Origin of the sequence: Streptomyces sp. NPDC048825 (genome assembly GCF_043198355.1) — a bacterium.
Taxonomy (GTDB): Bacteria; Actinomycetota; Actinomycetes; order Streptomycetales; family Streptomycetaceae; genus Streptomyces; species Streptomyces xiangluensis.
Window position 1 is genome coordinate 18,041 of record NZ_JBICUR010000024.1, and the last position, 22,406, is coordinate 40,446.

21 protein-coding genes and 1 tRNA gene are annotated in these 22,406 nt (G+C 70.6%); 11 read left to right on the forward strand and 11 right to left on the reverse strand.

Annotation, left to right across the window (positions count from 1 at the left end):
* Nucleotides 1-49: 49 nt before the first annotated feature.
* Entirely contained in the window at nt 50-817 is a 768-nt protein-coding gene (locus ACGFNK_RS39980) for a DUF4097 family beta strand repeat-containing protein (protein WP_393424446.1), read from the reverse strand.
* Between the two features lie 230 nt (nt 818-1,047).
* On the opposite strand from ACGFNK_RS39980, the gene ACGFNK_RS39985 reads away from it, so the two are divergent.
* Nucleotides 1,048-1,119, forward strand: a tRNA-Val gene (locus tag ACGFNK_RS39985).
* 246 nt (nt 1,120-1,365) lie between these two features.
* Nucleotides 1,366-2,754, forward strand: a complete 1,389-nt coding sequence (locus tag ACGFNK_RS39990; RefSeq protein WP_393424449.1) for a Tat pathway signal sequence domain protein — start codon at nt 1,366-1,368, stop codon at nt 2,752-2,754.
* A gap of 37 nt (nt 2,755-2,791) precedes the next feature.
* Here ACGFNK_RS39990 and ACGFNK_RS39995 read toward each other — a convergent pair whose 3' ends face one another.
* Both ACGFNK_RS39995 and ACGFNK_RS40000 read right to left on the reverse strand, forming a co-directional pair.
* A complete protein-coding gene (locus ACGFNK_RS39995) occupies nt 2,792-3,139 on the reverse strand; it encodes a hypothetical protein (protein ID WP_393424452.1) in 348 nt (115 codons plus the stop codon).
* A 462-nt stretch (nt 3,140-3,601) separates the two neighbouring features.
* Nucleotides 3,602-4,201, reverse strand: coding sequence for a hypothetical protein (locus tag ACGFNK_RS40000; protein WP_393424455.1), 600 nt, complete (start codon nt 4,199-4,201; stop codon nt 3,602-3,604).
* A 125-nt stretch (nt 4,202-4,326) separates the two neighbouring features.
* Here ACGFNK_RS40000 and ACGFNK_RS40005 point away from each other — a divergent pair, with 125 nt between their 5' ends.
* From ACGFNK_RS40005 to ACGFNK_RS40030, 6 genes are all read left to right on the forward strand, one after another.
* The gene (locus ACGFNK_RS40005) at nt 4,327-4,899 is read left to right on the forward strand and encodes a dihydrofolate reductase family protein (RefSeq protein ID WP_393424728.1); all 573 of its coding nucleotides are present in this window, start codon (nt 4,327-4,329) and stop codon (nt 4,897-4,899) included.
* A gap of 246 nt (nt 4,900-5,145) precedes the next feature.
* Nucleotides 5,146-5,718 carry a GNAT family N-acetyltransferase gene (locus ACGFNK_RS40010; protein ID WP_393424458.1) on the forward strand — a complete coding sequence of 191 codons (573 nt, stop codon included), beginning with the start codon at nt 5,146-5,148 and terminating at the stop codon, nt 5,716-5,718.
* A 52-nt stretch (nt 5,719-5,770) separates the two neighbouring features.
* Complete coding sequence (locus ACGFNK_RS40015; RefSeq protein ID WP_393424461.1) at nt 5,771-6,139, forward strand: ArsR/SmtB family transcription factor; 369 nt, start codon at nt 5,771-5,773, stop codon at nt 6,137-6,139.
* The gene (locus ACGFNK_RS40020) at nt 6,136-6,621 is read left to right on the forward strand and encodes an SRPBCC domain-containing protein (protein WP_393424464.1); all 486 of its coding nucleotides are present in this window, start codon (nt 6,136-6,138) and stop codon (nt 6,619-6,621) included. The genes ACGFNK_RS40015 and ACGFNK_RS40020 overlap by 4 nt, the downstream gene beginning before the upstream one ends.
* Before the next feature lie 197 nt (nt 6,622-6,818).
* Nucleotides 6,819-7,175: a YciI family protein gene (locus ACGFNK_RS40025; protein WP_393424467.1), complete on the forward strand. Its 357-nt coding sequence runs from the start codon at nt 6,819-6,821 to the stop codon at nt 7,173-7,175.
* 113 nt (nt 7,176-7,288) lie between these two features.
* Nucleotides 7,289-7,522 (forward strand): DUF2277 domain-containing protein, encoded by a 234-nt coding sequence (locus ACGFNK_RS40030; protein WP_393424470.1) that lies wholly within the window; start codon nt 7,289-7,291, stop codon nt 7,520-7,522.
* A gap of 55 nt (nt 7,523-7,577) precedes the next feature.
* On the opposite strand, the gene ACGFNK_RS40035 is transcribed toward ACGFNK_RS40030, so the two are convergent.
* The 5 genes from ACGFNK_RS40035 to ACGFNK_RS40055 form a co-directional block, all read right to left on the reverse strand.
* Nucleotides 7,578-8,195: a DedA family protein gene (locus ACGFNK_RS40035; RefSeq protein WP_386356501.1), complete on the reverse strand. Its 618-nt coding sequence runs from the start codon at nt 8,193-8,195 to the stop codon at nt 7,578-7,580.
* Between the two features lie 252 nt (nt 8,196-8,447).
* Nucleotides 8,448-8,900 carry a DoxX family protein gene (locus ACGFNK_RS40040; RefSeq protein WP_393424474.1) on the reverse strand — a complete coding sequence of 151 codons (453 nt, stop codon included), beginning with the start codon at nt 8,898-8,900 and terminating at the stop codon, nt 8,448-8,450.
* 86 nt (nt 8,901-8,986) lie between these two features.
* Nucleotides 8,987-10,933, reverse strand: a complete 1,947-nt coding sequence (locus ACGFNK_RS40045) for an FAD/NAD(P)-binding protein (protein WP_393424477.1) — start codon at nt 10,931-10,933, stop codon at nt 8,987-8,989.
* 298 nt (nt 10,934-11,231) lie between these two features.
* Nucleotides 11,232-13,109, reverse strand: a complete 1,878-nt coding sequence (locus ACGFNK_RS40050) for an alkaline phosphatase D family protein (protein ID WP_393424480.1) — start codon at nt 13,107-13,109, stop codon at nt 11,232-11,234.
* A gap of 276 nt (nt 13,110-13,385) precedes the next feature.
* Nucleotides 13,386-14,030, reverse strand: coding sequence for an HNH endonuclease family protein (locus ACGFNK_RS40055; RefSeq protein ID WP_386356493.1), 645 nt, complete (start codon nt 14,028-14,030; stop codon nt 13,386-13,388).
* Between the two features lie 366 nt (nt 14,031-14,396).
* Between ACGFNK_RS40055 and ACGFNK_RS40060 the strand changes: the two genes are divergently transcribed.
* Complete coding sequence (locus tag ACGFNK_RS40060) at nt 14,397-15,065, forward strand: HAD family hydrolase (protein ID WP_393424484.1); 669 nt, start codon at nt 14,397-14,399, stop codon at nt 15,063-15,065.
* Nucleotides 15,066-15,168: 103 nt separating this feature from the next.
* On the opposite strand, the gene ACGFNK_RS40065 is transcribed toward ACGFNK_RS40060, so the two are convergent.
* Nucleotides 15,169-16,296, reverse strand: a complete 1,128-nt coding sequence (locus tag ACGFNK_RS40065; RefSeq protein ID WP_393424487.1) for a peptidoglycan-binding protein — start codon at nt 16,294-16,296, stop codon at nt 15,169-15,171.
* 462 nt (nt 16,297-16,758) lie between these two features.
* On the opposite strand from ACGFNK_RS40065, the gene ACGFNK_RS40070 reads away from it, so the two are divergent.
* A complete protein-coding gene (locus ACGFNK_RS40070; protein ID WP_393424490.1) occupies nt 16,759-18,840 on the forward strand; it encodes a DHA2 family efflux MFS transporter permease subunit in 2,082 nt (693 codons plus the stop codon).
* A 357-nt stretch (nt 18,841-19,197) separates the two neighbouring features.
* Here ACGFNK_RS40070 and ACGFNK_RS40075 read toward each other — a convergent pair whose 3' ends face one another.
* Nucleotides 19,198-20,808 carry a hypothetical protein gene (locus tag ACGFNK_RS40075; RefSeq protein ID WP_393424493.1) on the reverse strand — a complete coding sequence of 537 codons (1,611 nt, stop codon included), beginning with the start codon at nt 20,806-20,808 and terminating at the stop codon, nt 19,198-19,200.
* Between the two features lie 174 nt (nt 20,809-20,982).
* A complete protein-coding gene (locus tag ACGFNK_RS40080; RefSeq protein ID WP_386345027.1) occupies nt 20,983-21,234 on the reverse strand; it encodes a helix-turn-helix domain-containing protein in 252 nt (83 codons plus the stop codon).
* A 61-nt stretch (nt 21,235-21,295) separates the two neighbouring features.
* Here ACGFNK_RS40080 and map point away from each other — a divergent pair, with 61 nt between their 5' ends.
* Nucleotides 21,296-22,063 (forward strand): type I methionyl aminopeptidase, encoded by a 768-nt coding sequence (gene map, locus ACGFNK_RS40085; RefSeq protein ID WP_386345025.1) that lies wholly within the window; start codon nt 21,296-21,298, stop codon nt 22,061-22,063.
* The last annotated feature ends 343 nt before the right edge of the window (nt 22,064-22,406 follow it).

Consider the following 22,406-nt stretch of genomic DNA (forward strand, 5'->3'; position numbering starts at 1 on the left):
CCTGCCCGGTGTCATTCTCCCACCAGGTAGGGACGAACACACGGCCCGGTTAGTTCGCCGTACGCACCGTGACTTTCCCGTCCCGTGTCTCGGCGGACACCTCGTGCGCGCTGCGCTCGTCGCGGGGCACGGAAACATCGACACTGCCGTCGCCGGTCTCGGTCTGCACGCGGTACGTCGCCACCGCGGGCAGCTCGATGGTGACGGAGCCGTCCTCGCTGCGCGAGGAGACCCGGTCCGGTACGGCGGCGAGGCCGAGCCGCACGGAACCGTCCCGCGTGTGCACGTCCACGCGCCTGGAGCCGACGCCGGTCGCGGTGACCGAGCCGTCGCCGGTGCGCAGGGTCAGGGACCCGCTGGAGTCCTTGACGTGCACGGAACCGTCGCCCGTGCGGACGTTCAGGGCCTCCTTGAAGCCGCTCGCCCGTACGCTGCCGTCCCCGTCCTTCACGGTGACCGCGATACCGCGTGGCACCTCGATCCGGTGCTTGGCAGCGCAGTCGGCGACCACGCCCGCGCACTTCATCCGCAGCGTGAGCTTGTCGTCCTCCATCGCCCAGGTCACCTTGGGGTCCCCGCCGACGACGACGCTGCCCTGGAACCACCGCGTGACCTTCACCTTGTCGACATCGGCGGCGACCAGTTCGAGCGCGGAGTCGTCGGAGTCGACGGTCAGCGTGCGGCCCTCCAGCGCGAACGAACGGTGCTCGGGTTCCTCGTCGTCCCCCGCGCTGGCACCGCACCCGGCGGCGAACAGGGTGACTGCGGCGGCGGCTGCGGTGGCCACGGCTGCGGAACGGCGGATACGTACGGCCATGATGGGCTCCCCCTGGTGTCGGGCGCCCCGACCGTGGACTCCGTGGCCCTTTCCGGCATGCCCGGGACGCTCTTCGACCGTACGGAGCGGGGGCTCAGGGCGGGATCCGGCCCGCTCCCGGATCCCAGGTGGGGAAAACCCCCGCACCGCGCGGGACCGCGCCCCGATACGTTGCCCGATACGTGTTTGCCGGGCACTGCCCCTGGCAAGGTAGGCTGTCGGCTCGTCCCGGGTGCGTAGCTCAGGGGTAGAGCGCCTGCCTTACAAGCAGGATGTCGGCGGTTCGAAACCGTCCGCGCCCACGCGTTTGACCAGCCAGGATGCCCATCGGGCGCCTGGCTGGTTCTGTGTGCCGATCGTTTTGAAGACGTCAGATCTCTGCGCGACCCCGTTGCATGCCGGTCAGCATCGAGTCCACACCCCGCCTTCTCGTCCTGCCCTTCCGCCCCAACGGGCACGCATGTCAAGGACGTTGACCTGCCCCGCACGTGCCAGCACAATGAGCGCGCAGTGTTGAGAGCGCTCTCAGTCTCGGCCCAGGGAGAACCATGACCGGCAGGCAAACCCCGGCGTTCAGCCGGCGAACGCTCATCGGCGCCGGACTCGGTGCCGGTGCCGCGGTGTTCACCACGGTCGGCTCCGGTGCGGCGCACGCCGCCGGAGACTCGGGCGGCGGGAGTTCCGCCCAGCGTCGGGGGCACGCCTTTCTCGCCGCCGCCATGGACGGATATCCGGACCACGGCAGCATTCGCCTGACCCAGAGCTACACCGACCAGGCGGGTCTGTTCAGCACGGCGTTCACGTACGACAACGCCCTCGCGATCCTGGCCCACCTCGCGGTGCGTACCGCCGACGGCCGGGCCAGAGCCGTGGCGCTCGGCGACGCGTTGCTCCATGCCCAGGCCCACGATCCGGCGTACGACGACGGCAGGCTGCGCCAGGCCTACAACGTCGGGCCCTACACCTTCTTCGACGGTTCGAGGCAGCCGGACGGCTTCGTGCGGGCGGACGGGACCGCCAACGTCGGCACCCAGTTCGGGTTCACGGGTACGGCGGTGGGCGACATGGCCTGGGCGGGCATCGCGCTGAGCGCCCTCGCCCGCCGGACCGGGGCGCGTCGCTTCCTCGCGGGTGCGGTGCGGATCGGTACATGGATCGAGCGGAACGGTCGTACCGACGAACCTCTCGGCGGCTACAAGTTCGGGGTCAACGGGGCGAACGAGAAGCTGCCGTTCACTTCGACCGAGCACAACACCGACCTGGTCTGTCTCTTCGGACGGCTCGCCCGGCTCACCGGGGACCGGGTGTGGCTGGAGCGGCGTGCGCGGGCCGAAGCCTTCGTCAAGAAGATGTGGGAGCCGTCCGGCGGCTTCTTCTACACCGGCACCAACGACGGCATCACGGTCAACAAGTCACCGATCCCCGAGGACACCCAGACCTGGACCCATCTCGCCCTCGGCTCCCGCAAGTACTCACGCTCGCTGGACTGGGCCGCGGCCGAGCTGGCCGTCCTCGATCACGCCGACCGGCGGAACAGCACGGTGCCCGCGGGCCAGTCGTACGAGGGCGTCACCTTCAGCTCCGCCAGTCTCCTGGCGAACGAGGACGCCCCGATCGCCGAGTTCCAGCCCAAGCCCGACCGGAACGGTGTGTGGTTCGAGGGGACCGCCCACCTCGCGCTCGCCCTGCGGGACCGGCACGCCCCGGGTGACGAGGCGCGCGCCCGCCGGCTGATCGCCTCGATCGAACAGGCCCAGGACCTGCTCGGCGCCGGCCAGACCGTCGGCGACAAGGCACTGCCCGAACGCTCCGGAGTCGTCTCGGCGAGCAGCCCGCTCGACACCGGATTCGGCTTCGGCTACTACCCGTACCGGCATGCGGGGGCGACCGCCTGGTACCTGTTGGCGGCGACGCGCACGAACCCCTTGCGGGCCTGAACGCGCAGCCGCCCTCCACGCCTCGGCGGTCCTTGCCTCACGAGGACCGCCTCTCCTCCTCCGCCTCCCGTACGTGCTTCAGGCGCATCCTCGCGTCCACCTTCTCCGCGCCCGTGACCTCGGCCCAGAAGCGGTGGCAGGTCACGAAGACGGCCAGCTCCCGCTCGCGCTCGCGGAGCTTCTCCACCTCGGCCTGTTCGTCGGCAGTCCAGCCGGGTGAGGCGGGCAGTTCCACCTTGCGCCAGCCGTGGTTGTCGCTGATGCCCTCCATGGGCTCGACCGACCAGGGGAGCCGCTTCAGCAGGGCCAGCAGCTCGGCCCGGACCTGATGCAGTTCCTCCTGACCGGCCAGGAGGTCACTCGGAAAGTCATAGGTCTCAGCCACGCGCCAATGCTACGCCTGTTCGAATTTGGGATGCGAGTTCCTTGGGGGACTTCACACGGACGGGTGTGGCTGAGCGCTTGAGTTGGCCACTGAGCGCCTTAGGTGGCCGGGCAGCAGCCGCGGCTGTCCCGCAGAGCAGTTGTCCTCTCTCGCCTGGGGGCTTCGGGAGCTGCGGTCGGGCCTGATCTCGCTTGTCCTGCGCTGCTCCTGGTTCTGATCACGGGGGGCAGCTAGGCCCTGTCTCCCCGATCTTCGCGGGCGCACGACGCCTGGCACGGCACCTCGCCGCACGGCCGCATCGCCCAAGTACGTCCAGTACGAGGGCGATGCGGCCGCACGCCGATGCACCGCACCAGACGCCGCGCGCTGATCCGCGAAGATCGGAGAGACAGGACCTAGGCGCCACCTGGGCGCTGCTGCTCATCTCGCTGCTGGGACGCGAACGGTCAACCGCGGTGGAGGTCAGCAGCGGAGGCCAACGACGCCCCAGCCGCGGCGCTCGGCCTCCGTGACCACCTCTCCCCAGTCGGTGAGGAGGTCGGCAAACGATTCGAAGGTCGTGATCCATCCGCCTGACTCCGCAGCGTGCTGGGTGAACGGCTCACGCACCACTTCCAGTTGGGGTGCCGCCTGCCGCCACCATCCGGCGATCAGTGGCACGTGATCGGGCGGACACCACAGCAACAGGTCCGCGTCCCAGGTGCACGGCCGCTCCGGGAGCCCCGAACCGACCCCGGTGGTGTCGTCCAGACGGTGCCAGAACAGCGCGTCGTTGAACCGGTCCAGCGCCTCGCGCACCTTCGGCTCGACGAAGTCGCGCATCTGGTCCCAGCGGTGGCCGGCCCAAAAGTGCGGCTTGTACGAGCCGAACGTGTTCCGCAAGGCATACCTGCCATACCAGTCCTCACCCGGCTGCGCGGGCCACGACCAGCCATGTTCGAAGAGGTCGTCGCTGTACGCCTCTCCGAAGGCGGCATCGATCAGCATCTCTTCCCGGTCGCCGGGTGCGGCCGCCTCTACTCGCGGCCAGTCCACGATCAGCACCTCTATCCCCACACCCATCACGGCAGCGTAGGGCAGGGAAACGAACGTTGATCACCGCAGCGCTTGGGGCCGATGAGTAATGCCGCCATGCCGGGTCTACAGCACAGTTGAACCAGTCTGGATCGAAACCACAGGAGGCCGAAGTGTCTGCATCAGTGCTCGACATGTCGATGTCACTCGACGGATATATCGCCGATCTCAACGATTTCCTCGGCGGCGACGATGGCGAGCGACTGCACAAGTGGGCCGGCCCGGACGGCGAGTCCGGCCGGCCGTCCGGACCGGCCGCGCAGTTCCAGGACGAATGGAACGCAGCCGGTGCGGTGCTCGCGGGACGGCGCACTGCCGAGCTCATGGATCACTGGGGAGGTGATCACGGTGGTCTCCCGATCTTCGTGCCCAGTCACCGCGCGCCCGGCCCGGCCGCCCGTTGGGGCTATCCGTTGGTGACGTACGTGACCGACGGGATCGAAAGCGCGATGGCACAGGCCAAAGCCACCGCCGGGGACAAGGACGTGCAGGTGCGTGGCGCGTACACGGCGCAACGGGCGCTCGAGGCCGGGGTGCTGGATGAGGTGCAGGTCCATCAGATCCCGGTGCTGCTCGGTGGTGGCCGTCGACTGTTCGACGTCTTGCCGTCGCAGATCGAGTTGGAGATCATCCGGGTGATCGACACGCCGGAGGCCACCCACATCCGCTACCGCGTCCGTCGCTGAGCCGGTCGACCAGCGGCCTGTTGGTCGTGGCGGGTCGGGTGCGTTGACGCGTCGGGTCAAGGGCACGCCCTGATGCCCCGAGCAATGCACCTTCATGCGGTGATCCAGCTCCTACGCCCTGCGGCCAACCGCGATGCTCAGAGTGGCCAACCGGCGTGCTCAGTCACAACGGGTGCGACTCCATGACGCTCAGGGCCGCCGAAGACTGAGCGACGGCGCCCCGTATGCCGTGGCATCGTGGGATCCATGGCCATTGAGGTTCGCCCGGCTTCGGTCTTCGAAGATGTCCGTGCCCTGGTCGGGCCCAAGTCGCCCACGGCCAACGTCTGTTGGTGTCTGAGCTACCGGATCCCGTCCAAGCTCAACAACGAGCTTCGCGGACCGGCCCGCGGTGAGTACGTCGCCGAGTTGTGCCGAGCCGATCCGCCTCCGGGAGTTCTCGCCTACGACGGTGACGAGCCGGTCGGCTGGGCCGCCGTGGCACCGCGCTCGGTCACGGCCTTCGCGCGCAACCGCAAGATCCCGCACGTCGACGACCTGCCGGTCTGGTCGCTGTGGTGCATCCGAGTACGTCCAGGTCACCGCAAGCAGGGGGTCTCGCACGCCCTCATCGGCGGCGCCGTCGAGTTCGCCCGCGCCCACGGTGCGCCGGCGATCGAGGCGTACCCGCTCGACAACGGTGACGCCAAGGTCGACCTGACCATGGCGTACGCCGGGATCCGGCGGAACTTCGAACGCGCCGGGTTCGTCCACGCCGCCGACACCACCTCTGTGCTGGCCGGTCATCCCCGGGTCGTGATGCGGCTGGACCTGCGCTGACGAGTGCGTAACCCCTGTACAGGGGCGGAGCTCCGGCCTAACGTACAACCAAATGGTTGTAGATGGGATGACCGACGAGGCCGTGGACCGGCTGTTCCAGGCACTGGCCGACGCCACGCGCCGTGACATCCTCCGCCGCTGCGTGCGGGGCGAGATGTCGGTGTCACGGCTGTCCGAGGCCTATCCGATGAGCTTCGCCGCGGTGCAGAAGCACGTCGCGGTGCTGGAGCGGGCCGGTCTTGTCACCAAGCAGCGCCGCGGACGGGAGCAGCTCGTGCGTACCGACCCCGACGCGGTGGGCCGCGCGCGGCAGGCGCTCGACGAGCTCGAGACGGCCTGGCGGGGCAGAGTGGACAGGATGTCCCGCCTGCTCGCAGAGGATCCCGAGAAGCACGACCCGACGGAAGGACCGGACAGATGACCGTCACGAGTGTGGACAAGGACCTCGACAATCTGACCCTCACCCTGATCGCCGACTTCTCCGCACCCGTCGAGCGGGTGTGGCAGCTGTGGGCCGACCCGCGGCAGCTGGAGCGCTGGTGGGGACCGCCGACCTATCCGGCGACCGTGGAGCAGCACGACCTGACCCCCGGCGGGGACGTCAGCTACTTCATGACCAGCCCGAAGGGCGAGAAGCACTACGGCTGGTGGCGCGTCACCTCGGTCACCTCGCCGACGTCGCTGGAGTTCACCGACGGCTTCGCCGACCAGGACGGCAAGCCGAGCCCCGACCAGCCGACCACCAACGTGCGGGTGCAGCTCACCGAGCGTGACGGAGGCACCCGGATGGAGATGCGCTCGTCCTTCGACTCCCGGGAACAGATGGAGCAGTTGGTGAACATGGGGATGGTCGAGGGTCTGCAGGAGGCGGTCGGCCAGATCGACGGCATCCTCGCCGGCTGACGAGACGGACCGGCCCTGTAAGTCCGGCCGGCAACTGCTGTGACTCACGTCACATGGGGTCCTGGAAAATTCTCCGGGGTGGCTGTCGATCCCGCCGTCGCCCGCTCGACGCAGAGGTGAGAGGCGGGGAGAAGCCCCGTCCTTGTCACCGCGACAACCGCGACAACCGCGACAACCGCGACGACCGAGGAGTCACCATGCCGCGCTTTATGACGCTGGTCCGTATCGAGGAGAACGACGTACCCGCCGAGGGGCTGGGCCCGGAGTTCGGGGAGCGTATGGAGGCGCTGCTCGAGGAGATCACCAAGGCCGGGGTCATGCTGGACACGGCCGGGCTGCACCCGACCTCCGAGGGCACCCGGATCACCTGGTCCGGCGGCAGGTTCAACCAGGTCGACGGGCCGTTCACCGAGACCAAGGAAGTGATCGGCGGCTACTCCGTCACCCAGTGCAAGGACAAGGCCGAGGCCATGGAGTGGGCCAAGCGCTTCCTCGAGATCCACCCGGCGGAGTTCACGCTCACGGTCGAGGTCCGCGAGATCGTCGAGGGCTGACGACTCGGGCGGGAGCGGCGGTACGTCCCTGGAGGCGTACCGCCGCTCCCGTTTCCAGAAGGTGCCGGCTGATCCGGCCCCCACAATTCCCGCCCACGCGCGAAACTGGACCCATGTGCCGAAGCATCAAGACTCTCCGTCCGCCCGTACTCCCCGAAGAGGCCACCGAGGAGGACGTCAGGGCCGCCGCCCTTCAGTACGTCCGCAAGGTGTCCGGGTTCCGGGCTCCGGCCGCTCACAACCGTGAGGTGTTCGACCGGGCGGTCGACGCGATCGCGGAGGCGACGGCCGAGCTGCTGGACGGGCTCGAGGTGCGAGGGCAGACGGCCGCGCGCCAGGCCGGCTGACCCCGTACGCAGCCCGTAGGCACCGGCCGCTCACGCCTCGGATGCGTAGTAGTCCTCAGACGCCCGTGCCCGTCTCCGCCACCGGCCGCCGTATCAGGTACGCCGCCCCTGCTCCCGCACCGAACAGCGCGAGCAGCGAAACGCCCGTGGCGAGCCACGTCGTGCCCAGCAGGTGGCCGCCGAAGTAGCCGAGGGCGACGCTGTACGCGGCCCAGGCCAGGGCCGCGAGGATCGACCAGGGCAGGAACTCGCGGACGCGGCGGTGGGCGGCGCCCGCGCCGAACGAGACGAGTGAGCGCCCGGCGGGCGCGAAGCGGGCGATGACGACAAGGGCGCCGCCGCCGCGTGCGAGGGCCGCGCCGAGACGTTCCTGCGCACCGGTCAGGCGGCGGGAGCGGGCGAGGGCCCGGTCAAGGCGCTCGCCGCCGCGCCGGGCCAGCCGGTACGCGATCAGGTCGCCGAGGACCGAGGCGGTGGCCGCGGAGAGGGTCAGCGGCAGGAGGTCCGGTACGTTCCCGGTCGCCGCGCCGGAGCCGGCCGCGGCCGCCGTCGCCGCCGCGATGACGAGGACTCCGCTCGGCAGCACCGGCACGAACACGTCTAACAGCACGGACAGGGCCACCACGGCGTAGATCCATGGGCTGCCGGTCAGCAGCCCCACACTCTCAAGCACCCGAACTCCCCTGTGTCTCCCCCGTAGGCCCGAACCGTGCCGAGAACCGCGATGTCGCGGGGGAGCGGCAGGTGCGGCCTGTGACAGCCATACAGCGTACGCCGGGGGCCGGAGAGGAGATCCACAGGGGGCACATGTGATCGCTACACCACGTTCACCCGGCCGCCACGGTGCCGTTCGGATGGGCGACTTGATGCGACGACGGCGCCCGCCCCCGGTGCGACAGGGGCGGGCGCCGTTTCGTACAGGGCGTCAGGCTGCGACGGGCTCCGAGCTGCGACTGTTCGCGGTGGACGACGACGTGCGCCGCGAGAAGAGCCGGTCGAGGCCGAGTGCGCCGGAGCCGGTGAAGACCAGCAGGAACATCGACCAGCAGAACATGGCCGCGCCTTCACCCTGGTTCTCGATCGGCCAGAGCGCCTGCGGCTGGTGGACCTTGAAGTACGCGTAGGCCATGGCGCCCGAGGCGATGAACGCCGCGATCCGGGTGCCGAGGCCGAGCAGGACCAGGCTGCCGCCGACGAGCTCGATGACGGCCGCGTATCCGTTCGGCCAGGTGGTCGGCTCGATGGTGCCGCCCTTGCCGTCGGCGCCGCCGAACTCGCCGAAGAGCGACATGACGCCGTGGCAGGCGAAAAGCAGACCGATGACGATGCGGAACAGGCCGATGGCGTACGGCTGGGCGCTGTTTAAGCGTCCGGTCATGGTGGGGGAACTCCTTCGGTCTGGTGCGGTCTTGAGGGACCGCCGTTGGGGACGTAAACCGAGCGAGTGATCGATTTTAGGCTAGCCTAATCGATAGTTGCAAGTTCAACATTTGGCCGGATTTCCGAATTCTCTTCCGGCGTCGCCGCAGGTGAGGTCGTGCGCAGCACCGCCCTCGCCACCGAGTCCGTGTCCGAGAGTGTGACTGAGTCCACCCCCGGCCTGGCGCCCGCGGCGGTCACCCAGTGCACGCCCTCCGTGGGCACGCCGAGCGCGAACCGCTGGGGGTGGGCGCGTCCTCGGCGGTCGATCAGACGGTACGGGCGCGGGGTTACGTCCAGCCCTCCGGTTTCGTAACCGTCCACCGTGTGCGGCCGGCACTGGCCGGTCTTGAGTAGCCGGGCGAGCAAGTCGTCGGCGGTCCGCCGCAGTTCCGGTTCCGGCAGCCGGGCCTCGACGAGGGTGGTGACGCGGACCGTCGAGTCAGGCACGTCGGGGGAGTGCGCCACCCACGCCCCGTCCTCGGCCCGCACCTCCAGGCGCGGGCCGAGCACCTCCAGGACGCCCGCCTCGATCAGCGCGATCATTTCCTCGATACGGCGCCGGGGCGGCCCGATCGACAGGAACGCGTTGAGCGGCGTGTACCAGCGGTCCAGGTGCTCCCGCCGCGAGGTGCCCGCAAGGCCGCCGTGGTCGACGATCAGCCGCACCTCGTTGCGCAGGTCGCGCAGCACGTCGAGGGCCGCCTTGAGAGGGCCGTCGACATTGCCGAGCGCCGCCTGCTCGGCGTCCTCGCGCAGATACCCGAGCAGCCAACTCCGGAAGTTCGCCGGGCTGTTGAAGACCTGTCCCGCGTAGGGGCGCGAAATGCGGTCCCACGACCAGCGATCGGCCGCCTCGATGCCGAACTCGTCGAGGAGCAGGGCCTCTTGGGGGTCGCGGTGGTCAATGGCGAGAAAACGCTCACGGAAGCCCCGTACCGTCGCTGCATCGCCCGCTACTGCCGCGCTGCCCCGCCCCAACAGCGCCTCGTAGTAGACCGTTTCGACCTCCTTCGCGACCAACGGCCATATCTCCGCGAGGAAGTCGGGCGCGTCACCGGAGTCCGCGCGCTTACGGAAGGCGGAGATGACGTCAGGGGTGAGGACGAGCGGGAGGTGACGGCCGTACGGGCCCTTCGCGTTGTCGCCGCGGGCCTGGTACGGGATGCCGCGCCGGGAACCCGCGTACAGGCGCGGCTCACGGCCCGACGCGGCATAACGCAGGCCACCTTGCGCGGTGCGGAGGAAACGGCCGCCGCGGGCCGTCGTCAACAGGGCCATGTGATCGAAGAAGTTGAGGCCCAGGCCGCGCAGCAGGACGGGTTCGCCGGGGGCGAGCGGGGAGACGTCGAGGTCGGCCGGGTTGGCGGGTGGGACATGGCGCAGGCCGTGGCGGTCGGCGTACTCGGCGAGGCGTTGCTGTGTCCGGTCCGCGACCGTCGGCAGGTGGCCCTGGGCGAGGACCACGGTGGTGAGGTCGCGCAGGGTGCGGCCGTTGTCGAGTACGAGTCGCTGGTGGCCGTCGGGCGCGTCGTCGAGCCGTATCGCACGGGCCCGGTGCGTCTCGACGCGGACCGAGGCCGGTGCCCCGCGCACGACTTCGGCGAAGACCCATTCCAGATACTTCCCGTACTGGGCGCGGGTCGGGTACTCGTCCGGGTCCAGCTCGCCGCCGGCCCACTCGTGCAGGCTCGGGCCGGGGCAGATCGGGCCCGAGCAGTCCACGCTGTCGTCAGTGAAGAGGGTCACCTGGGAGGACACGGTGTTCATCAGCAGCTCGGCCGGCTGGCCGGTCCGCCACACGCGCCCCGGACCGGGCGGCGAGGGGTCGACGACGTGGACCGTCAGGCGGGCCCCGGGCGCGAGGAGCTCGGGCGCGGAGGCGCAGAGGCGTTCCAGCACGCTGGTGCCGCGCGGTCCTGCGCCGACCAGGGCGACGGAGACCTCGACGGACTCGGCGCTCGCCGACGATTCCGCGGTCGCTGCAGACAAAGGTGTGACTCCCGTGCATCTGGGGCGCTGAGCGGCAAACCGCCTGCTGGAAGCGGACGGTCCGCATCATCATGCCGTCGTACACCACGGGATCCGAGCCCTTGAGGGGATCATCGGCGCCCGGTGTGGGATGCCTCACGAGCATCAGGGGCAACGGGCGCGATAGAGGGGCAACGTACGCGATACACGTATGCACTTGGCGGATTGGGCGTGTTCGCGCACGCGGAGTGTGCGGGGAGTTGTGTGAGGTTACGGGGCCGCGGGATGTGTCACGCGGACTGCGGACTGCGGACCGGGGTTATGGGGCGAGCTCGGATTCGACGACCGTTCGCAGTCGGGCGCCGCCGCCCTTCTCCGCTCGTGCCTGGTCGAGCCGCAGTCGTGCCGAGCGGCCGCGCAGGGTCAGCGTCATCAGCTGGTTGCCGAACCAGGGGCCGCCCGTTCTGCGCCAGTCGATCGGCGGGCGCGGGACGCCGCCGTGTCCGGCGAAACGGCGGCCGAGGGCTCGGCCCACTCTGCTCCAGCCGAAGTGGAAGCCGAGTTTGATGGACATCGGGATGGAGTTGTGGACGGGGGAGCAGGTCAGTTGCAGCACCCGCGCGTCGGGCGCCGGGGCGCCCTGCGGCCACGAAGGTTCGGCGATGTACGCGTGGTGCACATCCCCGGACAGCACGCACACCGTCGCCGGGGCCTCGGGCCCCGACCCGACCTCGGCGATGAGCGAGGCCAGCGCGTCGAACGACGCCGGAAACGCCGACCAGTGCTCCAGATCGGCCCGCCGCCGCAGATCCTCCCCGAACCGCGCCCACCGGGGCCCGCGTTCCCCACGGCACAACGCGGCGTTCCACGCCTCGGCGTCGTGCACGAGGTGGGGGAGCAGCCAGGGCAGAGACGTACCGATGAGGAGGTGGTCGTAGGGGGTGCGGGCGGTGGCGGCGTGGCCTTCGGCCGACCGTGCCGGGGGGCCGCCCGGCACGCCGCTCGTGCCGCCGTCGGCCGGCCGGGCCGAGGCCTTCGCCATGCTGTCCGGGCCGCCTTGGGCCGCCGAGGCAGGTGGCGGCGCGCCGGGTGCCGTACGTGCCTCGTCGCTCGCGCCGGATGCGGCGACGACGGCGTCGGGCCTGCCGCCCGCGGTGCCCGCGGCATCAGCCCCCCGCCCCTCCAACACCTGCTCCCGCAGCCACGCATGCTCACCGGGCGCGAGCATGGCGCGGTCGGTCTCGTCGAGGACGCGGGCCGCGCGCGTATCGATCATCAGCAGACGTACGCGGCCGAAGTCGCGGCGGTAGCTCCAGCGGACAGAGGTGGGGTTCGCGTCGGCCTCGGCGGCGAAGGTGCGGAGCACGTCCGTGCCGTCCGGGGTGGCGCGTACGGCTGCGTACAGGGGGTCGGCGGCGAGGCGTTCGGGCGGGAGATTGCCGAGGTGCTGGTGGACCCAGTACGACATCAGGCCGCTCAGCAGGCGCTCGCGCCACCAGGGCGTGGCCCGCATGTCGGCGAGCCAGGCGGCGCTGGTGTTCCAGTCGTCGATGACGTCGTGGTCGTCGAAGATCATGCAACTGGGCACCGTGGACAGCAGCCAGCGGACCTCGGGGTCGAGCCACGATTCGTAGTAGAGGCGGGTGTACTCCTCGTAGTCCGCGACCTCGTTGCCCGGTGGATCCTTGAGATCGCGGCGGGCCGCCAGCCAGCGGCGGGTGGCATTGGAGGTCTCGTCCGCATACACCTGGTCGCCCAGCAGCACCAGTACGTCGGGCCGTTCGGCCCCCGGATCCGAGGCGAGGCGTGCGGCCAGAGTGTCCAGCGCGTCCGGGCCCACCGGGTCCTTCTCGTCGGCGGGCGGAGCGGCCCAGCGACAGGAGCCGAAGGCCACCCGCACCGGCGCGTGGTCGTAGGCCGGGGCGTGGATGAGCGAGGGCGGGAAGGGCGAGCCGGGCAGCGGCCACACGGTCGTACCGTCGAGCCGCACTTCGTACGCGGTCGACGTGCCCGGTGTCAGCCCGGTCACCGGGATCAGGGCGTAGTGATGGCCCGCGATCTGAAAGGTGCGGGTCTCGCCGCCGGCGCCGTCGGCGCAGCGCACCTCGGCGGTGCACGGACGGCTCGCCTCGACCCAGACGGTCGCGGACGAGCCGTCGACGTACCTCAGCAGTGGTCCCAGCCGCAGCCTCGCCACGTGATCACCCTCTTCCGTCGCCCCGTACGGTACGGAACGACGGAGGTCACTGGCGAGGTTCCGGTGGAGGTTCTCGGACTGCGGACGGCCTAGCGCCTGTCCGGCGGATCAGGCCGCAGACGCGGGGCCTGGCACGCACATCTGCGGCGTTGTCGTCAATCGCCGACGCTCCGCGTCGACTCGATCCTCCGCCTTGCAGCTGCACGCACCAGGCCCCGCTCACCGGTGTTGACAAGTTGCCGTTGCCTTCCTGCAGCCTGATCCGCCGGACAGGCCCTAGCAGCCGTTGAGCACCGAGGTCAGCTTGCTCTTCTCGGCGGAGTCGACGGAGAGGTCGTAGTAGTACTTCACCTGGACCCAGGCGCGTACGTACGTGCAGGCGTACGAGCTGACCGACGGCATCCACTCCGCCGGGTCCTGGTCGCCCTTCGACTGGTTCACGTTGTCCGTGACCGCGATGAGCTGCGGGCGGGTCAGGTCGTTGGCGAAGGACTGGCGCCGCGAGGTGGTCCAGCTGTCGGCGCCGGAGTCCCAGGCCTCGGCGAGCGGGACGAGGTGGTCGATGTCGACGTCGGAGGCGGCGCGCCAGGTGGCGCCGTCGTAGACGGAGTACCAACTGCCGCTGGTCGCGGCGCAGCTGGAGTCCTGCTGGACGTTCGTGCCGTCGCGCTTCAGGACGACCTCACGGGTGTTGCAGGCGCCGGACTGGGTGATCCAGTGCGGGAAGAGGTCGCGGTTGTAGCCGGTGCGGTCCTCGTTCGCCACGGTGAGCTGGGACAGGTAGGAGCGGGCGGTGGCGGCGCTCACGGGGGTGGGCAGGGCGGCGGAGGCGGTCGGACCGTTGAACAGCCCGACCAGGGCTATCAATCCGCCGGCGGCGGCGAGTATGCTGAGCCGTCGACGCGCGTAGACCTTCGGCATGCGAACTCCCTTTGGGGGGATGGGAAGTTGACGGTGCGTGCGAATGCTTGCGGTGCCGCGTTTCGGGGAGATGTGCGCCGGGTGAGAAGTTAATGTCGTGACCATGACATAACAAGGGGTACGGCGCCGAGGTCGGCGGAGCTTTGGGCTCGTGCGTGCCTTTGTTGGGCTTTTGGCCGGCCCTTTGTTACGCGAAGTTCTGCGAAATCGAGTCCTCTGAGTGGTGGCGGGATTGCCCATCGGTTTTGTACCGTGAGGGAACAAAGTGGCTCCCGCCCGCTTTCCCTGACCGGTGGGCGGGGCCACCTTGTCCTGGGGGCACCTTTTGTCCCGGGGCCCTCGGCCCCCTCTCCCACGCTTTGGAGCATGCCGATGACGGCCACGACCGTGCTGACCGCCCGCGCCCTGCTGCTGGACATGGACGGCACCCTCGTCAACTCCGATGCCGTCGTCGAACGCGTCTGGCATCGGTGGGCCGAGCGCAACGGCCTGGACGGGGGCGACGTCATGAAGGTCGTTCACGGCCGGCAGGGACATGCGTCGATGGCTCTGCTGCTGCCTCATCGGCCCATGGAGAAGAACATCGCGGACAACGAGCGCATGCTGGCCGAGGAGACGGCTGACATGGAGGGCGTCGTCGCGATTCCGGGAGCCGCGGAACTTCTGGCCGCGCTACGGGAGTTGCCGCATGCGCTGGTGACGTCCGCGGACGTGCCGCTGTCGACCGCACGGATGGCTGCCGCCGGGCTTCCGCTGCCCGATGTGCGGGTCACCGCCGAGTCCGTCGGGGCGAGCAAGCCCGATCCTGAGGGGTTTTTGAAGGGGGCGGCCGAGTTGGGGGTCGCGCCTTCCGAGTGTGTGGTGTTCGAGGACTCCGGGGCGGGGATCGCGGCGGGGCGCTCCGCGGGGATGCGGGTTGTCGGGGTGGGGGCTCGGGCCGGGTTTCATCGGCCTGATGTGGTGGTGCAGGACCTTACGCAGGTGCGGGTCGAGGCTTTGGGCGCCGGGGGGATTCGGGTGCTTGTGGGCGCGTGAGGGCTCGGTCCGGTGGGCAACTCGGCGGCTGCGGGGTCGTGGTGGCTGGTCGCGCCCGGGCGACGGAGCCGCGCATTGGCACAGCCCCGAACCCCGGCGGGACCTACGGCTCGTCCGTTTCCGACTCCAGACGTTCTCGCGTCGGCTCGCCGTATATGCCCAATTCGTCGTCGACGCCTCGGGAGCCCTGGAAGCTTCGTACGGAGTTTTCCGTCTGGTCGTCGTACGTGCCTGTGGTGGGGCCTGCGTAGAGGAAGAGCTGGCGTAGGCGGAGTTGGAGCTCCGTTACCTCGGCGCCGTCGTCGCCCGGGCGCAGGACCCCCGAGTTGTCGCGCTCGCCGCCTCCGCCGGAGCCGGGCGGTGCCGAGTCGGCGGGGGGCTCGGTCGACGGTGGGCGTGTCGAGGGGGTCTCGCGGGGCGGGGTGGGCTCGGCCGTGGGCTTCTGGGGTGGCGGGGAGGTGCTCGGGGTGGCTGGTTCGGACGGTTCGGTCGGTGGGGCCGACGTGTGTGGCTGCGCCGGCGGTGTCGTCTTCGACGGAGACGGGGACGGCGGCTCCGGCGAGACCGCGTCCGGAATGCTCGCGCGCATGTCGCCCGGGCCCGCGCTGTCCCGAGACGGCGTGTCGTACGAGAACAGTCCACTTGCGAACCCGGCGGCGGTCATCACCACAGCGCCGACCACGGTACCGACGAAGGCGAGCCGACGCCGACGGCCGCGCCTGCGGGCGGGCTGCTCGGGCTCGGGCAGAGGCTGAGGGCCGGTTACAGGGTCCGGGCCGGGGGCCTGTGCGTCGAACCGGTGGAGGTCCGTCAGGTGGAGGTCGGCCGTCGGGGCGTCGTCGGGCGAAGGGGCCTGGGACGCCGGATACGGGGCGGTCGGAGGCGGGGCCTGGCCCGCCGGAGAGGAACCCGGCATCGACGGCGGCTCGGGCCGGTGCTGGACTGCGGGCGGTCCGGACCGGTGCTGTCCTGCGGGCGGACCGGAAGGACCGGAAGGACCGGAAGGACCGGACGGGCCGGACGGCCACGGCGGCCCCGCGGGCGCGCCCGGCTCGACCGGCGCGTCGCCCGCCGTCGAGGGCATGTGCTCGACGAACGGGTCACCCGCCCCCGATGACGACGTGGGCTCGACCAGCGGGTCAGCCGCCCCCGAGCCCTCGGGCTCGCCAAGTGCGTCACCCGCCCCCGAACCCTCGGGCTCGCCAAGTGCGTCACCCGCCCGCGAGGACATCGGCTCGACCAGCGGGTCAGCGGCCTCCGAGGACCCGAGCCCGCTTAACAACCCCGGTGGCCCGACGCCCGAGCCCGCCTCCACGTCGACCTCGAACTCATCCGCGTCCAGATCCACATAGGGCCGTATACGCAACGGATCGAAGTCCTCCGCCGCGGCAGCCTCCGCGGAGCGGGTCTCCAGGAGTTCGTCCGCCGCCCGCTGAGCGCATGCGCACGACGGTGCGCCTCCCGGCTCACGCGGTGTCCCGCATTCCGGGCAGACGTACACGCTCCGGCCACTCACGTATGGATCCCTCCCGTAACGAACTTCAGCGATTATGCAGACCTCCTCCACACCATCTCCCAGTTACCACCGGAATCTCGAACTCCTCTGTGGATTCAACGGGCCATAACCGGTCACACCGACAAGAATGCAAAGGGCAACGGGGACCCGAGGGACCCTCGCGGCCGGGAGGTCTGCATGGCCGAGGAAGTGCACCGTACGAACGCCCACGAGACGGCGGACGGGGACCACCCGCCACCGCCCCGTGACCACACACGCGGCGCCCCCGGTCAGGAGTACGTACGGGGTGGCGTCCTCGTCTCGATCGGCGCCCTGCTGTTGGGCATGCTGCTCGCGGCGCTGGACCAGACGATCGTGTCGACCGCGCTGCCGACCATCGTCAGCGAACTCGGCGGCCTGGACCATCTGTCCTGGGTGGTCACGGCGTATCTGCTCGCCGCCACCGCCGCCACCCCGCTCTGGGGCAAGCTCGGTGACCAGTACGGACGCAAGAAGCTGTTCCAGACGGCAATTGTGATCTTTCTCATCGGCTCCGCGCTCTGTGGAATGGCGCAGAACATGCCCCAGTTGATCGGCTACCGGGCGCTCCAGGGCCTCGGCGGCGGCGGGTTGATGGTGCTGTCGATGGCGATCGTCGGCGACCTCGTCCCGCCGCGCGAACGGGGCAAGTACCAGGGCCTGTTCGGTGCCGTCTTCGGCGCGACCAGTGTGCTCGGCCCGCTGCTCGGCGGGCTGTTCACCGAGCATCTGAGCTGGCGCTGGGTCTTCTACGTCAATCTCCCCGTCGGCGTGGTCGCGCTCGCCGTCATCGCCACCGTCCTGCGCATCCCCGTCCGGGCCACGCGGCACACGATCGACTATCTCGGTACGTTCCTGATCGCGGCCGTCGCCGCCTGCCTCGTCCTCGTCGCCTCGCTCGGTGGCACCACCTGGGGCTGGGCCTCGCCGCAGATCATCGGCCTCGCGGTGCTCGCTGTCGTGCTGGGCGCGGCCTTCGTGTCCGTCGAACGGAAGGCCGCCGAGCCCGTTCTCCCCCTGAAACTCTTCGGCATCCGCACCTTCACCCTCTCCGCCGTGATCAGCCTGATCGTGGGCTTCGCGATGTTCGGCGCGATGACGTACCTGCCGACGTTTCTGCAGGTCGTCCAGGGTGTCTCGCCCACCATGTCCGGCGTGCACATGCTGCCGATGGTGGCCGGTCTGCTGCTCGCCTCGACGGTGTCAGGCCAGATCGTCAGCCGGACCGGCCGCTGGAAGGTGTTCCCGATCGCGGGCACGGGCGTCACCACGCTCGGCCTGCTGCTGCTCCATCAGCTCGACGAGAGCAGCTCCACGTTCGAGATGAGCGGGTACTTCGCCGTGTTCGGCCTCGGCCTCGGCCTGGTCATGCAGGTCCTGGTGCTGATCGTGCAGAACGCCGTCTCGTACGAGGATCTCGGCGTCGCCACCTCCGGCGCCACCTTCTTCCGGTCCATCGGCGCCGCGTTCGGCGTCGCCATCTTCGGCACGATCTTCGCCGGCCGCCTCGCCGACAAGCTGACGACCGCGCTCGCCGGGCAGTCGCTGCCACCCGGTATCGGCCCGGACTCCCTCGAGAGCGACCCGCGCGGCATCGCCGAACTCCCTTCCGCGCTGCGTCTGTCGGCGGTGCAGGCGTACGCCTCGGCGATCACGGACGTCTTCCTGTACGCGGCTCCCGTCGCCGTACTCGGCTTCGTACTGGCCTGGTTCCTGCGCGAGGACAAGCTGCGGGGCTCGGTGACGGTGCCCGACGCCACGGAGACGCTGGCCAGCAATCCGGTGGAGCGCTCCTCGTACGACGAGGTGTGCCGCGCGCTGTCCGTGCTCGGCACGCGCGAGGGACGGCGCGCGATCTACGAGAAGATCACCGCCCGCGCCGGTTACGACCTGCTGCCTGCCGCGAGTTGGCTGCTGCTGCGCATCCGGCGCTACGGCTGGGCCGAGCCCGGCGTCCTCGCCGAGTACAGCGCCGTCCCGCTGAACGTCATCATGGAGGCGGCCCGCCAGGTCGAGGAACGTCACCTGGCCGTACGTGAGGGCCTCGACCTCGTCCTCACCGCCGAGGGCCGGGACGTCGCCGGCGAACTCGCCGAGGCCCGCGAGGAATCCCTCGCCGAACTGCTGGGCGACTGGTGGACCCCGGACCGACCCACCGACCTTGCCCAGCTCATCAAGGAACTGAACGCTGAAATGTGCGGCTCGGACGCGGAGCGCCCACGGGTTGCCTCCGGCGGTTGAGCAGGGGGGTTCGTTTTCGGGTGCGGGTGCGTTGGGGCTGGTCGCGCAGTTCCCCGCGCCCCTGGGTGGGTGGTGGGTCGGGGCCGTGGGCCGGTGCGTCAGCCCGTCGCAGGGTGGGCATACGGCCCTCCGGCTCACACAGGGCGCAGGTGACCTGAGACAGAACCTACGCGACGGGCATACGACGCACCGGCCCACGTCCCCTCCCGCCGGTGGGAAGCTGCGGGCAGTTGGGGGTACGGGCTTTCCCCGGGCGCCGGGAGTCGAAGGCCTTTGCTGGCGCGACCAGCCACGACGGGACCCCAGTCGAACACGAACCCCAACCTCCCACCCCCGTAGGCGCCCGACCGCCGAAGGTCACCCCGTGTAGCCCGCGACGCGCAACGCATGGACCAGGTCCCAGTGGCGCTCCTCGGACACGGCCTTGGCCGCCTCCAGGAGGAGAGGCGCGAGCCGCGCCGGGTCGGGAGCCGCGCTCCGGGCCGCCTCCTCGGGCGTGCGGACGCGCACGTACGCGTCGAGGAGCGCGCGGACCTCGCGTTCGCGGCCACCCCTGGCGAGCGCCAACACCGCCTCGCCGATCTCCGAGGCGGGCCGCGCAACGCCCTGTCGCAGCATCTGCCGGCCATCCGCCAGACGCCCCGCCGCCGCAAGCGCATCGGCCGCGGCGACCAGCCGGTCGGCCGGCAGCGAAACCGCCTCCCACAGCAGCGTGGCCCAGTCCGCACCCAGGCCCGCACGGTGCAGCTCGGCGGCGAGGAGGGGAAGCCGGGCCGCAGGCCAGTACGCGGCTTCGGCCAGCAGGGCGTGCGCCTCCCCGCTACGCCCCTCACCGCGCAGCCGGACAAGCCGCTCGACGGCCTCGACCGTGGCCCGCCGGGCCTCGTCGTCCAACGGCTCGCGCCGCCCCGACGGCCGCTGCTCCGCTTCCTCGGCAGCCCCGGCGTAACGGACCCCCCGCGGGCTGCGGTCCGTGGCGGCAGGCGCGGACATGTCCGGTACGGCTCTGGCACCGGGGTCCGCTTCCATCCCGGCGAAACGGGCACTGCCTCGGGGCCGCCGTTTGGAGCGTTGCTTGGCCGCTTTGGGGGCGGGCGCGGACGGCGTAGGGCCGACGTCAGCTGCGGAGGGCGGATCGTCGGACGGCGTGGCGTGCTCGGGTGAGGATGGGGCGGACATCGGGGTGTCCACGCCGAAGTCGGGCCGGCGGGCGGCTCGTCGCGCGGTCGAGTCCTGCCAGATGTCCGGCCAGTCGTCCTCGACCGGCTCCCGACGCTGCGCACCCACGCGTCCCGCGGCGGCACTGTCGGAGCCGTACGCGCCACCGCTCCCACGGGACGCCCCCCCGTGACCGTCGTGCGACGAACCCCCTCCCCCGTCGGGCACCTCATCGACCCAGACCACACCCCCGCCGTCCCCCTGAGGGATAGTCATCGCCTCGCGCGACTGTCCGCCCGTCGTCCGGCGGTCCAACTCGCCCATCCGGGACCTGATTTCGGCGCAGCGGGCGGTGGCGCGTTCATGGTCGTCGCTGGCCCAGGCCAGGTCGAGGCGTATGGAGTCGGCCTCGTCGCGGGAGGCGGCGGCGCGCAGGGACTGGGTCAGTTCCGCGTGGCGTTCGGCGGCGTAGCGCTGTTCGCGGAGCATGACGTCGAGGCGGTCGCTGAGAGCGTCCCGGCCGCCGGGCCGGGCGTCGTACGCGGCGAGTGAGGCTCGGTGCAAAGCGCGCGCCCGCTCGGTCTCCTGGGCGGCGGCCCGGTCGCCGTATGCGACCGCGAGGTCCTGGAGGAGCGCCTCCACGACGTCCCAGGGCGGCACTTCCCAGCCGTCGAGACAGGCCCGCATTCCCTCGGGATCGCGCCGCCAGAACACAGCGCACCACCCGCCGCCCTGGTCGAGCCGGGTCAGCAGGCCTTTCAGATACTGAGCGAACTCCCGCACCTGGCCCGGGAGTTGATCCACCGCCATTACGTTCACCCCACGCCAGACTGGAGTACTCCGGTCCGGTAGAAAACACCATTCGTGTTACGGATGCGCTACGAGAGGTTTTCGGACCGGGCGCGGAGTGCTCCGTCCCACTCGCAACGTGACGTGCGCGGCTCGACTTCGGGACGCCGGCAAGTCCCGTACACGCGAAGGACGCTACACCCCCGACAGGGCGCAGCTCCCCGCTATCTCATCCATCGACAGACCCAGCACTCCGGCCAGTGCCGCCACGGTGAAGAAGGCGGGGGTCGGGGCACGGCCGGTCTCGATCTTGCGGAGCGTCTCGGCGGAGAGGCCCGCGCTGGCGGCGACCTCCGCCATACTGCGGCTCCCACGGGCCTCGCGCAGCAACTGGCCGAGCCGCTCGCCGCGTTGACGCTCTTCGGGGGTCAGGGGGGTGCGCACCATGCCCCCATACTAATACCGGCAAGCGGTATATAAATAGGCGTCGACCGGTATAGTAATTGGCATGGTGGAACTGAAGACGGATACGTCTATCGACGCGATGTACGAAGCGGGCCAGGTCGTGGGCCGCGCCCTCACGGCGGTACGGGAGGCCGCTGACGTGGGCGTCTCGCTGCTGGAGCTGGACGAGGTCGCCCACGACGTCCTGCGCGGCGCAGGCGCCGGCTCCCCCTTCCTCGGCTATCACCCTTCCTTCGCCCCCACGCCCTTCCCGGCGGTCCTGATCACCTCGGTCAACGACGCGATCGTGCACGGCATCCCGACCGGCTACCGACTGCGCGACGGCGACCTGCTCTCCATCGACTTCGGTGCCGAACTTGGCGGCTGGGTCGGCGACTCGGCGATCAGTTTCATCGTGGGCAGGCCGCGCGCCGCCGACGTACGCCTCGTGGAGACCGCCGAGCGTGCGCTGGCGGCGGGCATCGAGGCGGCCGTCGTCGGCAATCGCATCGGCGACATCGCCCACGCCGTCGGCACGGTGTGCCGCGCGGCGGGCTACGGCATTCCGGACGGCTTCGGCGGCCACGGCGTAGGCCGCCGCATGCACGAGGACCCTCCGGTCCCGAACGAGGGCCGTCCCGGCCGTGGCCTCCCTCTCCGCCACGGCATGGTCCTGGCCATCGAGCCCATGCTCATCGCCTCCGGCGCAGACGACTACCACGCAGCCCCGGATGGCTGGACCCTCCGAACCAACGACGGCTCCCGTGCAGCCCACGCCGAACACACCGTGGCCATCACAGACTCGGGCCCCAGAGTCCTCACGGCCCGCTGAAAGCACCCCGAAGGGGCCGCTGGGCGTCTACGGGAGTGGTGGGTTCGGTTCATGGGCGACTACCGGCCCGTCGTGGCTGGTCGCGCCCCGCGGCGGAGCCGCTAATGTCACAGCCCCGCGCCCCTGAAAAGCCTGCGGCTCCACTCGCCCTCAGCCACCACGCTCCCGCAGCCTCCCACCGGCGGGAGGGGACGTGGGCCGGTGCGTCGTATGCCCGTCGCGTAGGTTCTGTCTCAGGCCGCCTGCGCCCTGTGTCAGCCGAAGGGCCGTATGCCCACCCTGCGACGGGCTGACGCACCGGCCCACGGCCCCGACCCACCACCCACCCAGGGGCGCGGGGAAC

Excerpts from the sequence above, each read along its gene's own strand:
- ACGFNK_RS39980 (WP_393424446.1), bottom strand. The coding sequence starts at position 817 with ATGGCCGTACGTATCCGCCGTTCCGCAGCCGTGGCCACCGCAGCCGCC.
- ACGFNK_RS39990 (WP_393424449.1), top strand. The coding sequence starts at position 1,366 with ATGACCGGCAGGCAAACCCCGGCGTTCAGCCGGCGAACGCTCATCGGC.
- ACGFNK_RS40000 (WP_393424455.1), bottom strand. The coding sequence starts at position 4,201 with ATGGGTGTGGGGATAGAGGTGCTGATCGTGGACTGGCCGCGAGTAGAG.
- ACGFNK_RS40010 (WP_393424458.1), top strand. The coding sequence starts at position 5,146 with ATGGCCATTGAGGTTCGCCCGGCTTCGGTCTTCGAAGATGTCCGTGCC.
- ACGFNK_RS40015 (WP_393424461.1), top strand. The coding sequence starts at position 5,771 with ATGGTTGTAGATGGGATGACCGACGAGGCCGTGGACCGGCTGTTCCAG.
- ACGFNK_RS40020 (WP_393424464.1), top strand. The coding sequence starts at position 6,136 with ATGACCGTCACGAGTGTGGACAAGGACCTCGACAATCTGACCCTCACC.
- ACGFNK_RS40025 (WP_393424467.1), top strand. The coding sequence starts at position 6,819 with ATGCCGCGCTTTATGACGCTGGTCCGTATCGAGGAGAACGACGTACCC.
- ACGFNK_RS40030 (WP_393424470.1), top strand. The coding sequence starts at position 7,289 with ATGTGCCGAAGCATCAAGACTCTCCGTCCGCCCGTACTCCCCGAAGAG.
- ACGFNK_RS40040 (WP_393424474.1), bottom strand. The coding sequence starts at position 8,900 with ATGACCGGACGCTTAAACAGCGCCCAGCCGTACGCCATCGGCCTGTTC.
- ACGFNK_RS40055 (WP_386356493.1), bottom strand. The coding sequence starts at position 14,030 with ATGCCGAAGGTCTACGCGCGTCGACGGCTCAGCATACTCGCCGCCGCC.
- ACGFNK_RS40060 (WP_393424484.1), top strand. The coding sequence starts at position 14,397 with ATGCCGATGACGGCCACGACCGTGCTGACCGCCCGCGCCCTGCTGCTG.
- ACGFNK_RS40065 (WP_393424487.1), bottom strand. The coding sequence starts at position 16,296 with ATGTCCTCGCGGGCGGGTGACGCACTTGGCGAGCCCGAGGGTTCGGGG.
- ACGFNK_RS40070 (WP_393424490.1), top strand. The coding sequence starts at position 16,759 with ATGGCCGAGGAAGTGCACCGTACGAACGCCCACGAGACGGCGGACGGG.
- ACGFNK_RS40075 (WP_393424493.1), bottom strand. The coding sequence starts at position 20,808 with ATGGCGGTGGATCAACTCCCGGGCCAGGTGCGGGAGTTCGCTCAGTAT.
- ACGFNK_RS40080 (WP_386345027.1), bottom strand. The coding sequence starts at position 21,234 with ATGGTGCGCACCCCCCTGACCCCCGAAGAGCGTCAACGCGGCGAGCGG.
- map (WP_386345025.1), top strand. The coding sequence starts at position 21,296 with ATGGTGGAACTGAAGACGGATACGTCTATCGACGCGATGTACGAAGCG.